We start from the raw sequence: 15,760 nt of genomic DNA, 5'->3' as shown, positions 1-15,760 counted from the left end.
GCGCCGTCGAGACAAATCCCTTGATCCCACGGCACCCGGCCGCTAGCCTGAGCGCGATGAGAGCCCCGGCGCACACCGACCTCCTCCTCCTCCTCCTCGCGCCGCTCGCCGGCTGCACCGGCACCGACGAGGCCGCGGCCGGGAAGCCGGGCGGACCCGGCGGACCGGAGCCGCCGGCGCCGGTGCTGCTCGCCGAGGTCGTGCAGAAGGACGTGCCGGTGGAGATCGAGGCGTTCGGCACGGTGGAGCCGAACGCGACCGTGGCGATCCGCTCGCAGGTCGGCGGCGTGCTGGTCGGGGTCCACTTCCAGAAGGGCCAGGACGTCGCCCAGGGCGATCTGCTCTTCACCATCGATCCGCGTCCGGCGCGGGCCGAGAAGCAGCTGACCGAGGCGAACCTCGCCCGAAACCGCGTCCAGTACGAGAACGCTCAGGCGGAGGCGACGCGGCAGAAGGCGCTCTACGACCAGAAGCTCGTCTCGGCCGAGCAGTACGAGAGCGCCCGCGCCGCCGCCGAGGCGCTCGCCGCCGCGCTGCGCGCCGATCAGGCGGCGATCCGGAGCGCCAAGCTGAAGGTCGACTACAGCACCCTCCGCAGCCCGATCGACGGCCGCACCGGCGATCTCCTGGTCGACCTCGGGAACCTCGTGAAGGCCGGCGACGCGCCGCTCGTGACGATCAACCAGATCCACCCGATCCAGGTGGTGTTCGCCCTGCCGCAGCGCGAGCTCCCGCGCGTCACGGCGCAGATGGCCGCGTCCGCCCCGCGGGTCGACGCCTTCGTCCCCGGCGCCGAGGAGACGCCGGCGACCGGGAAGGTCGTGCTCGTCGACAACGCCGTGGATCAGGCGACCGGGACGATCAAGCTCTGGGCCGAGTTCGAGAACGCCGAGAGCCGCCTGTGGCCCGGGCAGCTCGTGAACGTCGTGGTCACGCTGAGCGTGCAGGCCGGGGCGATCACCGTGCCGGCGCGCGCCGTGCAGACCGGCCAGAAGGGCTCCTACGTGTTCGTAGCGAAGCCCGACGGCACGGTGGAGGACCGGTTCGTCGAGGTGGCGCGGACGTACGCCGACGACGCGATCGTCGAGGAGGGGCTCGCGGCGGGCGAGCGCGTGGTCACCGACGGGCAGCTGCGGCTCAAGCCCGGCTCGCGGATCGTCGAGAAGACGGCCGCCCCGGGCGGCCCGCCCAAGCCATGAACATCTCCGCCATCTTCATCCGGCGCCCGGTGATGACGGCGCTGGTGATGATCGCCGTGCTGTTCTTCGGCGCCATGGCGTACCGGCAGCTCCCGGTCGCCGACATCCCGAACGTCGACTTCCCGACGATCTCCGTGTCGGCGAGCATGCCCGGCGCGAGCCCGGAGACGATGGCGGCCTCGGTGGCGACGCCGCTCGAGAAGCAGTTCACCACGATCGCCGGCATCGACACGATGAACTCGGTGAGCCAGCAGGGCTCGACGCAGATCACGCTGCAGTTCAGCCTGGAGCGCGACATCGACGCCGCGGCGCAGGACGTGCAGTCCGCCATCGCCCGCGCGCAGCGCCTGCTGCCGGCCGCGATGCCGACGCCGCCGTCGTTCAGCAAGGTGAACCCGGCGGACTCCCCGATCCTCTTCTACGCCCTGACGAGCCCCACGCAGACGCTCTCCTCGCTCGACGAGTGGGGCCAGACGGTCGTCGCGCAGCGCATCTCGATGATCGAGGGCGTCGCGCAGGTGTCGGTGTACGGCTCGCAGAAGTACGCGGTGCGCGTGCAGGTCGATCCGCGCGAGCTCGCCGCGCGCGGGATCGGTATCGACGAGGTGGCGAGCGCCATCGACACCGGCAACGCCAACCTCCCCACCGGCATCCTGTACGGCCCGGACAAGCAGTTCGCCGTGCGCGCGGACGGGCAGCTCGACGACGCGGCGGCGTACCGGCCGCTAATCGTCGCCTACCGCAACGGCGCGCCGGTGCGGCTCGAGCAGCTCGGCCGCGTGCTGGACGACGTCGAGAACAACAAGACCGCCGCCTGGTTCTGCGACAAGGACGCGCAGCGGCGCACGGTGATGCTCGCGATCCAGAAGCAGCCGGGGACGAACACCGTCGCCGTGGCCGCCGCGATCCAGGCGCTCGTCCGACCTTCCGCGAGCAGCTGCCCGCGTCGGTGTCGCTCGAGATGATGTTCGACCGCAGCGTCTCGATCCGGAAGTCGGCGGACGACATGCAGTTCACGCTCCTCCTGACGTTCGCGCTCGTCGTGATGGTCGTGTTCCTGTTCCTGCGAAACGTGTCGGCCACCGTGATCCCGAGCCTGGCGCTGCCGCTCGCGGTCGTGGGCACGTTCTCGGTCATGTACGTGCTCGACTTCAGCATCGACAACCTGTCGATGATGGCGCTGACGCTCGCGGTCGGCTTCGTGGTCGACGACGCGATCGTGATGCTCGAGAACATCTTCCGGCACATGGAGATGGGCAAGCCGCGGATGCAGGCGGCGCTCGACGCCTCGAAGGAGGTCGGCTTCACGATCGTGTCGATGACGCTGTCGCTCGCCGCGGTGTTCATCCCGGTGCTGTTCATGGGCGGCATCGTCGGGCGGCTGTTTAGGGAGTTCGCGGTCACGATCGGCGTCGCGGTGCTCGTCTCGGGCGTCGTGTCGCTCACGCTCACGCCGATGCTAGCCGCGCGGTTCATCAAGCCGCCCAAGGAGGTGCGCCACCACCGGATCTTCGTCTGGAGCGAGAACCTGTTCCAGGCGTTCTCCCGGCTGTACGGGCGGATGCTCCGGTTCTCGCTGGGGAACAAGTGGCTGTCGATGCTGGTCGCGGCAGCGATGCTCGCCGGCACGGTCTACTTGTTCGGAGTCATGCCACAGGGCTTCATCCCGAGCGAGGACGCCGGCCTCATCTCGGTGTCGACGGAGGCGCAGGAGGGGATCTCCTTCGAGGCGCTCGCGAAGCTCCAGCAGGCGGTGGCGGCGATCATCCAGCAGGACCCGGACGTCTCGCGGTTCAACTCGCGCGCGGGCTCGGGCGGCATGCGCGGCGGCAGCAACGCGGGCGGCATGTTCGTCTCGCTGAAGGACTACCCGGAGCGGAAGTCGACGACCGACGAGGTGATCGCGCGGCTGCGCCCGAAGCTTTCGCGGATCCCGGGGATCCGGGCGATGCTGCAGAACCCGCCACCCATCAACGTCGGCGGGATGATGAGCAAGAGCCAGTACCAGTTCACGCTGCAGACGCCGGACATCGAGCAGCTCTACGGCAGCGCCGGCGCGCTCCTCGAGAAGATGCGGGCGATACCGGCGATCACCGACGTGTCCAGCGACATGCAGCTCAAGAACCCGGAGGTGCGCGTCCGCATCGACCGCGACGCGGCGACCGCGCTCGGCGTCAGCGCAAGCCAGATCGAGCGGGCGCTGCTCTTCGCCTACGGCTCGCAGCAGGTGACTACCATCCTGGCGCCGAACAACCAGTACCAGGTGATCCTGGAGGTGCTGCCCGAGCTCCAGCGCGATCCGAGCGCGCTCCAGCTGCTGCACGTCCGCTCGACCAGGGGCGAGCTCGTGCCGCTCGAGTCGGTGGCGAAGCTCGAGAGCGGCGTCGGGCCCTTGAGCGTCAACCACTTCGGGCAGCTCCCGGCCGTCACGATCTCGTTCAACCTGAAGCCCGGGGTGTCGATAGGCGAGGCGATCGACGAGGTGCAGGCGGTCGCCGCGCAGACGCTCCCCGAGGGCGTGCACGGCAAGTTCCAGGGATCCGCGCAGGCGTTCCAGGAGGCCTTCCGTGGAATGCTGCCGCTGCTGCTCGTCGCGATCCTGGTCATCTACATGGTGCTGGGGATCCTGTACGAGAACTTCTTCCACCCGATCACGATCCTGTCGGCGCTGCCGTTCGCCGGGTTCGGCGCGGTGCTCACGCTGTGGATCTTCGGCGCCGAGCTGTCGCTCTACGCGTTCGTCGGGATCATCATGCTGATAGGCCTCGTCAAGAAGAACGGCATCATGATGATCGACTTCGCCATCGCGGCGCAGCGCGGAAAGGGGCTGGCGCCGGAGGAGGCGATCTACGAGGCGTGCATGGTGCGCTTCCGGCCGATCATGATGACCACGGTCGCCGCCCTGGCCGCCGCCATGCCCATCGCCCTGGGCTACGGCGCCGGCGGCGAGGCGCGATCGCCGCTCGGGCTCGCGGTGGTCGGCGGGCTCCTGTTCTCCCAGTCGCTCACGCTGTTCGTCACGCCGGTTTTCTACGTGTACATGGAGAGGCTGCAGGGGTTCCTCGGGCGGCGGCGCAGGCGCGCGGCTCCCGCCTAGTCCTCGGTTCGATCGGCGATCCTGTCCAGGATTTGCTTCGCCTTGATCGCGAACGCCTTCTGCACGCCGGCGATGAAGACGAGGATGGAGCTCTCGTAGTAGAGCTCGGGCTGGAACGGGGGATCGTTGGTCCTGCGTGCGGCGAGCGGGTGGAAGACGCTCGCCTCGCCCTTGCCGTGCGTGCCGATCACGCCGACGGTGATGTCGAGATCGTGGCCCCGGTACCCGAGGGACATGGCGCCGCCGAGGCGGTTCACCCGGCTCAGCTGGGGCAGCTCGCTCATCACGACGTCCGGGGCGGCCGCGAAGTCCGTGAAGATCCCGGTGCGGAGTATGATCCCGTAACTGAAGAGGAACTCGGTACCCAGGTTGGCGTTGACCACCGGCCGGCGCACGACCTGGTGCACGACGCCGTTGTCGAACCACTCCGGGCTCGCGTTCGGATCGGACTCGTGGCGGCGCGCGACGGGATCGCCCTTGATTCGATCATAGGACACGGGAAAGTAGAAGCTGACGTCCAGGTCCACCGTGAAGGTGTCCGGGATCGAGTAGGCCGCACCGGCGCGGAGGGATCCGGGATCATGCCTGGCGACCGAGAGCTTGTAGTCGTCGGAGTACAACCTCGTTCTGGCGTCTGCCGGATCGGTGGACGAGGCGTAACCGAACGTCTGGTCGAGCGAGCCGCGCGAGATATCCTTGAGGAAGATGCTCGGCGCGGTCACGGCGAGCCCCACGCGCCATCTCTCGGCCGGCATCCACAGCGCGCCGGCTCTGAAGATGAGGGAGTTCACCTTGATCCTGAGCAGGGACTCCGTGATCTCGAGATCGCCGCAACCGTCGGCGCTGCAGGTCGACGTGTCGTACGGGGGATTGAAGGTGTTGTTGTCGAACCGCCTGGAGTATTTGTAGTTCGAGAAGAAGCCGGAAAGGCCGAACCCCCAGTTCCGGATCGGCTTCACGGCGTACGCCACGCCGGTCCAGACGGTGCGGTAGGATTCCGAGAGGTAGTACGTCTGCGTCTCGGGGAAGGTGCCTTCTCCCTTGTGCTTCGCCCGGAACTGGTAGTCCTCCTGGTCGGGCACCAGCATCGCGAAGCCTACCGCGTGGCGCACCCCGCCGCCGTTCGGCTTCTTCTTCCCGAAGCCTATCATGAGCGTCAGGGTGGAGGGCCAGGACAGGTCCGTCGTCGTGTCCAGGTCCACGGCGTCCTTCGAAGAGCCGAAGTCCGGGACGAAGCCGTTGCGGATGATTCGGCGTTCCGAGGCGTAGACGCTCTTGCTCCCGGAGACCGTCGAGGCGTCGGCGAACGGGAGCGCGCCCGGGTTGTAGTAGATCGCCATCGAGTCGTCGGCGGCCGCGGTGTACGCGCCCGCCATGCCGAGCGCTCGCTCGCCGATCACGTACTTCTGGTAGTTCGTGGGGTCGGCGCCGGCGCTCGTCGCGAGGAGCAGCGCGAGGGCGCAGGTGTGAACGGATGGCCGCAGCATTTCAGCGAGAGCATACCGGCGGGCCATGCGACCCTCAAGGCGAATCACTTCGCCGGAACGTAGCCTCCCAGGCGGTGCCCGGGCTTCATGACGACGCCGGCCTTGGATCGCCCGTCCACCGCGATCTCGAGCGGCGAGTCGAACCGCAGGTGCCGCACGAAGGGGGTCTCGGTCCGGGCCGGCTGCGCGTCGAGCCACGGCATGTCGAGGTGCCCGCCCGCCCCGCCGAAGTTGACCGTGAAGTACGCGATCCCGAGCGAGGTCATGTTCTGGAAGAAGTGCGACCCCTGCGACGGCTCGACCTTGATGTCGTGCATGTCGGTCTCCACGATGCACGCGGCGCCCGAGATCTGCGCCCACGACACCGGGATGCCCAGCCAGCGATCCGCGCTGCCCCATCGCCCGGGCCCGATCAGCGCGTACGGCCTGCGCTCGGCGACCAGCTGGCCGTTGAGCGTGCCGATCTCGTGCGCGATCTGGACGGTCTTGCCCCGGTCGAACGTCGCGGCCGGGACGTAGACGAGATCCGCGACGCCTCCGACCCGGCCGTCGCCGAGCGCGAGGTGCGACAGGCAGACGGCGTCCTCGGCGCTCGCGCCGTCCACGCGGACCTTGCCCGCGGCTCCGCCGCCGACCATCGGCCGGATCTGGAGGAAGCCGAGCTGATGCTTCTCGCCGCGCTTGGCCCTGAGATCCGCCGCGAACTCGATCTCGACCGGGCACGAGAACGCCGCGCTGCCGACGTCGAGCAGGAACGAGAGCACCTCCGCGAGCGGGAAGGCGCCGCCCTTGAGCACGCCCGCGAGCGTGACGAGCCGCGGCCCCGGCCTCGAGATGCCGTCGTACACCGCGTGGCTGTCGGGATCGTAGACCGATCCGACGGCGTGCAGCGTCCCGTGCCGCTCGGCCGCCTCGAGGTCGAGCTCGACGATGTTCGAGTCGATCTCCGCCGCGGCGCAGCGCGTCCACGGCTCCGCGCTCATGTCGAGGGCCAGGAGCGCGCTCGGGGCGGTGCGCAGCGACTCCTCCGGCGTGGCGAACTGGTACGGCCGGTCCGGTTGGCTCGGCGAGAAGCGGACGCACCGCCCGCCGTCGACGACCGCCTTGCCGAGCCCGAGCACGACCGAGGCGACGCCGTCCTCGGAGCGCATCCCGGGCATCGGGTAGAAGTTGTACGATCTCGCGACGCCCGCGACGAGCGGGTAGAGGTGATCGCCGTACCGGCGGCCGACAAGCTGCTGGATGACGATCGCCATCTTCTCCTCTTCGGGCCGGTTGCCGGTTGCCGCGAGGTACGCCTTCGGCGCCGCGAAGTAGGTCGACGCGTACACCCGCTTGATCGCCGCCGAGAGCCGCTCGAGCCGCGCCTCGGGATCCCCCTCGTTGTTGGGGATCATGCACGTCTGGTACACGCCGGCGAACGGCTGGTGCGAGCCGTCCTCGAGCAGGCTCGACGATCGCACGGCGAGGGGGTAGCGGACCCTCGCGAGGAAGGTCCGCAGCGCGCGCAGCGTCTCCTCCGGCAGCGCGGCCGCGGCGAACCTCCCCGCGATCTCGTCGTCGCTCGCCTCGCCGAGCGCGACCTCGGTGAGCCGGTTCCCGGCCATGAACCTGTCGAAGGCGCCGGCCGCCAACACCGCCGTCGGGGGGACGAAGATCTCGACGTCGGGGAACCGCTCTCCGATCTCGTAGTCCCGCAGGAGCGAGTGCACGAACGCGAGCCCTCTCCCCTTGCCGCCCAGCGAGCCCACGCCTATCCGCGCGAAGCCGCTCGTGCCCTCGAACGTCGCGCTCGAGAACTCCGCCACCACGCCGGCCCGCGACCGCTCGCGGTGCCGCTCGAGCGCCGCGATGAGGTGCCGCCGCAGATCCTCGGGCGCGGCGAAGTCCCCCACGCGCTGCGGCCTGAGATCCCGCGCGAGCTCGAACTCGGTCCGGTTCATGAGCCACGTCGAGAAGTCGTTGCGCGCGCCGTGGTAGAGGATCGACTCGACCGGCACCTCGGCGATCCGCTCCTGCAGCGTGCGCAGGTCGTTCGCGGTGGCGATCATGGCGCCGTCCGGGAGCCTGAACACGAAGTCGGCGAAGCCGCACTGCTCGCGCAGGAACCTCCGCAGTTCGAGGAGCAGCGTCGGCGACGTCTTGTTGACGAACAGCCCGCCGAGCTCGCCGATGCGCGCGGCGTTCTCCGGGACGGACGACTGCATGAGGATCGGCCGATCCGGCGCCTCCGCGCGCACGAGCCGGGCGAACTCGATGCCGGCGTCGTCGTCGATCCGGCCGCCGCGCGGGAAGCTCGCGTCGACGATGACGCCCATGACGTGATCGCGGTACCTGCGGAACAGCCGCTCGCCCTCCTCGAACGTCGTCGCGAGCAGGATCTTCGGGCGGGCCCGCATCCGGAGGAGCCGCTGCATGTGGTTCAGGCCGTCGGCCATGAGCGCGTGGCTGTGCTCCAATAGCTCGGTGTACAGCATCGGCAGGTACGCGGAGTAGAACCGGACGTTGTCCTCCACGAGGATCAGGCTCGGGACGTCGGCGACCTGGGAGTCGTGCTCGACGTTCATCCGATCCTCGCAGCTCTTGATCATGGCGAGGAACAGCCGGACGTCCCCGTTCCAGACGAACACGCGCTCCCCGCCGTCGAGCGGGCCCGCGAGATCCACCGCGGCGAGCTCGCGCGGGTTGGCGGCGAGCAGCATGACCGGGATCTCCGGATCGATCCCGCGGATCGACCGCACGAGCTCGCGGACGTCCGCGTCGCCGACGCGCAGCATCGAGATGACGAGGTCGAACCGCTCCCGGCCGAGCACCTCGAGCGCCTCCCGCGCGGCGGACGCCCGCTGCACGATCGGCACCGTGCGCAGGTTGAGCTCGAGGTACTCCGAGAAGAGCCGCTCGACGAGCGATCCGTCCTCCTGGAACGTGAACGCGTCGTAGAGGCTCGACACGATCAGGATGCGCTGGGCGCGCCAGGACATCAGCGACTCGAGCTCCACCGCCTTCCGCTCGCGGCGGCGGACGACGGCCTCTATCGCGCGATCTCCCATATGTTCTTGATACGCGGAACGCGGTGCTGCGCACAAGAGCCGTCTGCCATCCGGCCCGGATTGGGGGCGTGGATCCGCCCCGGACGACGAGGACTGCGGTCGGTTCAGTCGAAGGGGATCAGCAGACGCCCTGGTCCATCATGGCGTTCGCGACCTTGAGGAAGCCCGCGATGTTGGCGCCGTTGACGTAGTTGCCCGGGGTGCCGAAGCGCTCGGACGCGTCGACGCAGCTCTTGTGGATCGCCTTCATGATGCCGTGGAGCCGCCCGTCGACCTCCTCGCGGGTCCAGGAGAGGCGCAGGCTGTTCTGCGACATCTCGAGGCCGGAGGTGGCCACGCCGCCCGCGTTCGCGGCCTTGCCGGGTCCGAAAAGGATCTTGGCGTCGAGGAAGATCTTCACGCCGTCGGGCATCGTCGGCATGTTCGCGCCTTCGGAGACGCACTTCACGCCGTTGTTGACGAGGTTCTGCGCGTCCTTGGCGTTGATCTCGTTCTGCGTGGCGCACGGCAGCGCGACGTCCGCCTTGATGTCCCACAACGGGTTGTAGTGGGCGGACGGATCGACCGGCTTGTAGGTCGCCTTCGGGTACTTGTCGCAGTACTCCTTGATGCGGCCGCGCTTCACGTTCTTGAGCTCCATGAGGAACTTCAGCTTCTCGCGGTCGATCCCCTCAGCGTCGTGGATGAAGCCGCTGGAGTCGGACAGCGTGACCACCTTGCCGCCGAGATCCTGGACCTTCTGGACCGCGTACTGCGCGACGTTGCCGGAGCCGGAGATGAGGACGGTCTTGCCCTTGAACGACTGCTTGTGCGTGTTCAGCATCTCCTCGGCGAAGTACACGTTGCCGTAGCCGGTGGCCTCGGGCCGGACGAGGCTGCCGCCCCAGTTGAGCCCCTTGCCGGTGAGCACGCCGGTGAACTCCTGCGCGAGCCGCTTGTACTGGCCGAACAGGTAGCCGATCTCGCGGCCGCCCACGCCGATGTCGCCGGCCGGGACGTCCGTGAACTGGCCGATGTGGCGGAACAGCTCGGACATGAACGACTGGCAGAACGCCATCACCTCGCGGTCGGACTTGCCCTTGGGATCGAAGTTGGAGCCGCCCTTGCCGCCGCCCATCGGGAGCGTCGTGAGCGAGTTCTTGAACACCTGCTCGAAGGCGAGGAACTTGAGGATCGAGAGGTTGACCGTCGGGTGCAACCGGAGGCCGCCCTTGTACGGGCCGATCGCGCTGTTCATCTGGATCCGGTAGCCCTTGTTGATCTGGACCTCGCCCTTGTCGTCGACCCACGGCACGCGGAACAGGATCACGCGCTCCGGCTCCGCGAGCCGCTCGAGGATCTTGGCCTTGCGGTACTCGGGGTGCTTCTCGATGACCGGCGCCAAGGACTCGAACACCTCCTGGACCGCCTGGAGGAACTCGGGCTGGTTCGGGTTCTGCTCGGCCACTCTCTGGTAGATTTCTTCGGTGCTCATGCGACTCTCCTGTTTCTGTTCCGGAGTCGGCCGCGCACCGCTTCCTTGCGTGCCCGGCACGTCCGGGGACAAACGAACCGGTTACTGCTATTTCACTTTTTGAGATGGGGTGTCAAGCCCCACGAGAGCGTGTTTTCAGAGACCTTGCGGACGCGAACGCCCCGTCGGCGAACCGCGCTGGTCTCTTTGCGCCCGGCAGCGTAGACGCACTGCGCAGCCGCACCGATTGCCGATCCGCGCCGCAGCGTCAAGAATCGACGACATGAACGCGAACGGCGACGGAGCGCTCTGGGACGCGCTCGCGGATTGCGGTGTCCCGCTCTCCAAGACAGGCAACGCCGTGATCCGGCCTTCCGCTCCCGCGCCGTTGACAGGCTCCGGTTGCCCGGTGTTCCATGGATGCCGGCCATGGACGAGCGCGCAGAAAACGGGAAGACACCTGCGAAGCCCAGGCGATCGGCCCGGCGGATCGCCGTCGAAGTCGCGGTAACCGTGCTGTGTCTCGGGGGGATCGCGGCCCTCTTCGGCCTGCCGGCGATCCTGAAGGGAGTGCGCGAGGTGGACTTCCACGCGGCCAAGGCGGACGAGCTCGTGCGCGCGCTCAGGGCCGGCGAGGTCGAGAAGGCCTACCGCTGCACCGACGACGAATTCCGCGCCAAGGTCAGCCCCGAACGCTTCCGGGCCGTTCTGAAGGAGATCCCCTTCCGGCAGGCCACCGACCACTCGGTGCGCTTCGAGGGCGAGACCTCCACCCGTGCCGGCCGCGCCACCGCGATTCTGGAGGTCAGCCAGCGGCCGCTGGAGATCTCCTTCGACCTCTACCGCCCGGTCACCGGGATGGACTTCCTCGTGTGCCGGATCCACGTGGGCGGCCGGAGCCTGTTCGCCGCGGAGCTCGGCGACCAAAGAGACAGACCCCCGCCAAATGACGCCAAATGACGCCAAATGACTCTGACACTTTTTCGCGGAGGACGCATCGCCCGGCTCCGACATCGACGTCATGATAGTGGTCCGCGGGGTGGTCGACGCCGGGGAGGAGATCCAGCGCGTCGGGCCGATCACCGCCGCGCTCTCCCTGGAGCACGACGTCGTCATTTCGTGCGTGTTCGTCTCCTCTGATCGCTATTCGGACGAGCGCAGCCCGCTCATCCTCAACGTGCGCCGCGAGGGCGTCGCCGTATGACCCCCGAGCAGGCCACGCTCCTGCGCAAGGCCGGCGACTGAGACAGACGGGGGGGCGGGACCGCTCACTCGTCACTTGGCGCCGGGCGCGCCCGCTCGCCGCCGACAACGACCCTCGCTTTTCCTCTCCCGACGTGCGAAAAAGGATCTTCGTGACGCCGACCTCCGAGGTCGGGACCCGGGAGGACGCGATGGTCAACAGAGCAGCGTACAAGGGCGAGAAGCGGCAGAAGGAGATCGCACGGCTCAAGAAGGCGGAGGAGAAGCGCCTTCGCCGCCTCGCGAAGCGGGCCAGCGGGCAGCCGGACACCGACGGCGACGACGACGCGGACGACGCGACGAGTGACGAGCCGAGCGACGCGCCGACCGACGAGCCCGCTAAAACCACCTGAAAAACGCACGCAATTCTGGCCGGCGCGCGGTTTCCGTGACATGGTCCGCCGATGACGTTCACCGAATTCCAGCTGCATCCCAATCTCCTGCGCGGCGTCGAGGCGCTCGGCTTCGCGGATCCCACGCCCATCCAGATCGACGCCATCCCGCCGGCCATGGCCGGCAAGGACGTGCTCGCGTGCGCCATGACCGGCAGCGGCAAGACCGCGGCGTTCGGGCTGCCGATCCTGCACCACTTGCTCGGCAGGCCCCGCGGCACGACGCGGGCGCTGATCGTCACGCCGACCCGCGAGCTCGCGGCGCAGATCGTCGAGCACCTCGACGCGCTGGCGGCCCACACGAAGATCACGTGCGCGGCGGTGTTCGGCGGGGTCGGGGCCGGGCCGCAGGAGCGCGCGTTCCGCGCCGGAGTCGACGTCATCGTCGCCACGCCTGGGCGGCTCCTGGACCACTTCCAGTACCCGTACGCGAAGCTCGACGCCCTCGAGATCCTCGTCCTCGACGAGGCGGATCGCATGCTGGACATGGGCTTCCTCCCGGACGTCCGGCGCGTGCTCGCCCACATCCCGAGGAAGCGCCAGACGCTGTTCTTCTCGGCGACTTTGCCCGAGCCGATCGTCGTCCTGTCGCGGGAGATGCTCAACGCCCCGGTCCGCATCAACATCGAGCGCAAGTCGCTGCCCGCGGTCGGGGTCCGGCAATCGATCTACCCCGTCGCGCAGGACCTGAAGACGCACCTCCTGCTCGCGCTCCTGCGAAGCGGCGCCGTCACGAGCGCGATCGTGTTCACGCGGACCAAGCACCGGGCCAACCGCCTCTCGGAGTTCCTCGAGCGGCGCGGGGTGGACGCCGTGCGCATCCACGGAAACCGCTCCCAGGTGCAGCGGACCGAGGCGCTCAAGGGGCTGAAGGAGGGGCGGATCAAGGTGCTCGTGGCGACCGACATCGCGCAGCGCGGCATCGACGTCGAGGGGCTCACGCACGTCATCAACTTCGACGTGCCCCACGTGCCGGACGACTACATCCACAGGGTCGGGCGCACCGCGCGGGCCGGCGCCCTGGGCGACGCGTTCACCTTCGTCGCTCCCGAGGAGGAGGGCGACCTGCGCGCCATCGAGCGCGCCGTGGGCAAGCGGCTGCCGCGGGTGAAGGTCGACGGCTTCGACTACACGAAGCGGCCCGAGGAGCGGTTCGAGATCCCGATAGGCGAGAGGATCGCGGAGATCCGCAAGCGCAAGGCAGAGGATCGCGCGCGCTCCCGGGAGAAGGCCGAGCGCAAGGCGAAGGCCGAGGCGGACGCCAAGGCGCTGGCCGCCGAGAAGGCCGCGAAGAAGGCGAAGGCCGAGGCCGAGGCGCCCGCGCAGACCGGCGCGAGACGGCGCAGGCGGCCGCCGCGACGCCGCTGAAGGGCCGCTCGACCGAGCGTCCTGGCACAACTCCTGCAAATATCGCCGGTTGGGGATTCGCGACACCACAGGCGCCGGCCCGGCCGGGTATGGGAGGGTAAGCCATGTCCAGAGAGCCGCTTTCCGTCATCGCCGCGCTGATCGCCGTCGCCGCCGGCGCGTCCGCGCTCGCCGAGCCGCCCGGATCGTACCTCGAGTCCGCGACGCTCCCGATTCGCGTGTTCTACGACGACGACACCGCCGGGGCCGCGGCCGGCGTCCTGGCCGAGGCCGAGGCGGCGTGGGCCGCGGAGGTGGACGGGCTCGGGTTCGCCCCGCCCCTGCGGCTGGTCGGAGCCGAGGACGACGTCCAGGAGGGGTTCGATCTCGTGCTCGATCCCACCCTGCCGGGAGTGGCGGCCTACGAGGTCCAGTCGAACCACGCGGAGACGGCGATCACCGACTGCCCGACGGTGGCGTACGTCAACCCGGACTACCTCACGAGCGACGAGATGCTCCAGATGGGCGTCGTGCACGTCTTCAACCACAACTCGCTGCACGCGGTCGATTGCATCGAGCCGCCGGTCCCCGCGTACGACATGTTCGCGGTGGCGACCGAGGTCGTGGTCATGGGGAGCGGCCACATGTACTGGCTGATGAGCGAGCTGCCCGCGTTCCAGAACCACCCCTGGTACTCGCTCGACGCCTACTCCACGGCCGACGTGTTCTATTCGTACGGCAGCGGCTTCTTCCTCCTGTTCCTCGACGAGGTGTACGGCGCGGGCGACGGCGCGCTCCTCCCGGCCATCTGGGCGCGGACCGCGCAGGACGGGAACGTCACTTCGTGGACCGGGCCGACGTGCGAGGCCGACGTCGAGAACCAGCCCGAGTTCCTCGACGCCATGGCCGCCGAGCTCGAGGCGCAGGGCTCGTCCTTCGACGAGGCGTTCGTCCTGTTCACCGAGTACCGGTTCTTCGTGGGCAACGACGACGACGGCGCGCACCTCGGGGAGGCCGGCGAGTGGGGCGGGAGCGAGGTCGCGCGGGACACCGAGCTCGTGAGCGCGGATCTGCCGCTCGAGGGCGCCGCGCCCGCGCACGGCGTCGCGGAGTACGGCGCGTCGTATGTCGAGATCGATCCCGCGGGCCTGCCCTCGCCGCAGGAGGCGACGATATCCTTCGCGGGCAACCCGGCCAAGGCATGGGCCGCGAGCCTCTTCCTCGTCCCGGCCGAGGGGGCGGCCACGATCGTCCCGTTCGCTCTCGACGCGGATCAGGCGGGGGAGGTCACGGTCGACGACGCGTCGGCCTGGTCGATGGTCGTGCTCGCCGCGGCGAACCTCGGCGACGGGGATCACGACGCGAACCTCGCGGACTGGGACGACGAAGACGGCGACTACGCCTACTCGATCGCGACCCCGGGCTTCGACGGCCTCGAGGACGCGGGGGTCGACGGCGGTGGTGACTCGGACTCGGACTCGGACACCGACGGCGACGCCGATGCGGGATCCGACGGCGCCGGTTCATCCGGCTGCGGCTGCAGGACGGTCTCTGCGCCCGCCGCGACAGGGCTGCTCGCGCGCCTGCTCGCGGTGCTTTAGTAACCGAAACGCGCTATCATCGGTGCGAGGTGATCTTGGAACGCTGGTTCTTCGCGAGCGATCTCCACGGGCGGGAGGATCGGTACGGCAAGCTGTTCGACGCCATCGGGCGCGAGGCGCCGGGTGCCGTCCTTCTGGGGGGCGATCTGCTCCCGGGACTGGCCGGCTTCTCGGCTCCGACGTTCGTCGACTTCCTCGCCGACGGGCTCGCGGGGCTGCGCCGCGCGCTCGGCGACGCCTACCCCCGCGTGCTCGCGATCCCGGGGAACGACGATCCGGCGGCGGCCGTGGAGGAGCTGCGCGGGTCCGCGTTCGACGGCGTCCTCGAGCTCATCGACGGCGAGGGGGTGACCGTCGGGGGGCGCACCGTGTTCGGCTATGCCTGCGTGCCGCCGTCGCCGTTCGCCCTGAAGGACTTCGAGCGGTACGACGTCTCGCGCTTCGTGGATCCGGGCGCGATCTCGCCCGAAGAGGGGATCCGCTCCGGACCGGCCGAGGAGAGCGACGTCCGTTACGGCACGATCGCCGGCGACCTCGAGGCGCTCGTCGGGGAGGCCGTGCTCGGAGAGGCGGTGCTCCTCCTCCACTCCCCGCCGTACGGGACGAAGCTGGACCGCGCCGCGCTCGACGGCAGGATGATCGACGGCGTCCCGCTCGACGTCCACGTGGGGAGCATCGCCGTCCGCCGCTTGATCGAGTCGCGCCAGCCGCGCCTCACGCTGCACGGGCACGTCCACGAGTCGGCGCGGATCACCGGAGCCTGGCGCGACGCCATCGGCCGCACCCACATGCTCTCGGCGGCGCACGACGGCCCGGAGCTCGCGCTCGTGCGGTTCGATCCGGCGGATTTGGACAACGCCACGCGGGAGTTGTTGTAGGGGCGCCGCTTGCC

10 protein-coding genes and 1 pseudogene are annotated in these 15,760 nt (G+C 69.2%); 8 read left to right on the top strand and 3 right to left on the bottom strand.

The genetic code is table 11. The annotated features are described in order from the left end of the window. Positions 1-56 precede the first annotated feature (56 nt). Complete coding sequence (locus M0R80_09420) at positions 57-1,199, top strand: efflux RND transporter periplasmic adaptor subunit (GenBank protein MCK9459842.1); 1,143 nt, start codon at positions 57-59, stop codon at positions 1,197-1,199. Further along, a pseudogene (locus tag M0R80_09415) lies at positions 1,196-4,296 on the top strand (efflux RND transporter permease subunit). Before M0R80_09420 ends, M0R80_09415 begins: the two are co-directional and overlap by 4 nt. Here M0R80_09415 and M0R80_09410 read toward each other — a convergent pair. From M0R80_09410 to gdhA, 3 genes are all read right to left on the bottom strand, one after another. Further along, positions 4,293-5,783 carry a hypothetical protein gene (locus M0R80_09410; protein MCK9459841.1) on the bottom strand — a complete coding sequence of 497 codons (1,491 nt, stop codon included), beginning with the start codon at positions 5,781-5,783 and terminating at the stop codon, positions 4,293-4,295. The pseudogene M0R80_09415 and the gene M0R80_09410 overlap by 4 nt on opposite strands. A 44-nt stretch (positions 5,784-5,827) precedes the next feature. Then, complete coding sequence (locus M0R80_09405) at positions 5,828-8,833, bottom strand: histidine kinase (GenBank protein MCK9459840.1); 3,006 nt, start codon at positions 8,831-8,833, stop codon at positions 5,828-5,830. A gap of 118 nt (positions 8,834-8,951) precedes the next feature. Beyond that, entirely contained in the window at positions 8,952-10,307 is a 1,356-nt protein-coding gene (gene gdhA, locus M0R80_09400; protein MCK9459839.1) for an NADP-specific glutamate dehydrogenase, read from the bottom strand. A gap of 492 nt (positions 10,308-10,799) precedes the next feature. On the opposite strand from gdhA, the gene M0R80_09395 reads away from it, so the two are divergent. The 6 genes from M0R80_09395 (at position 10,800) to M0R80_09370 (ending at position 15,746) form a co-directional block, all read left to right on the top strand. Then, on the top strand, positions 10,800-11,246 hold the full coding sequence (locus M0R80_09395) for a hypothetical protein (GenBank protein ID MCK9459838.1): 447 nt from the start codon (positions 10,800-10,802) through the stop codon (positions 11,244-11,246). 61 nt (positions 11,247-11,307) lie between these two features. Continuing rightward, complete coding sequence (locus M0R80_09390) at positions 11,308-11,490, top strand: hypothetical protein (protein ID MCK9459837.1); 183 nt, start codon at positions 11,308-11,310, stop codon at positions 11,488-11,490. 133 nt (positions 11,491-11,623) lie between these two features. Further along, positions 11,624-11,881 carry a hypothetical protein gene (locus M0R80_09385; protein MCK9459836.1) on the top strand — a complete coding sequence of 86 codons (258 nt, stop codon included), beginning with the start codon at positions 11,624-11,626 and terminating at the stop codon, positions 11,879-11,881. Between the two features lie 51 nt (positions 11,882-11,932). After that, positions 11,933-13,288 (top strand): DEAD/DEAH box helicase, encoded by a 1,356-nt coding sequence (locus M0R80_09380; GenBank protein MCK9459835.1) that lies wholly within the window; start codon positions 11,933-11,935, stop codon positions 13,286-13,288. 104 nt (positions 13,289-13,392) lie between these two features. Further along, the gene (locus M0R80_09375) at positions 13,393-14,868 is read left to right on the top strand and encodes a hypothetical protein (GenBank protein ID MCK9459834.1); all 1,476 of its coding nucleotides are present in this window, start codon (positions 13,393-13,395) and stop codon (positions 14,866-14,868) included. Between the two features lie 35 nt (positions 14,869-14,903). After that, positions 14,904-15,746 (top strand): metallophosphoesterase, encoded by an 843-nt coding sequence (locus M0R80_09370; GenBank protein MCK9459833.1) that lies wholly within the window; start codon positions 14,904-14,906, stop codon positions 15,744-15,746. Positions 15,747-15,760: the final 14 nt, after the last annotated feature.

It is taken from the genome of Pseudomonadota bacterium, from assembly GCA_023229365.1.
Taxonomy (GTDB): domain Bacteria; phylum Myxococcota_A; class Polyangia; order JAAYKL01; family JAAYKL01; genus JALNZK01.
The sequence above is the reverse complement of the archived record's forward strand: the minus strand, read 5'-3'. Positions and strand labels throughout refer to the sequence as shown.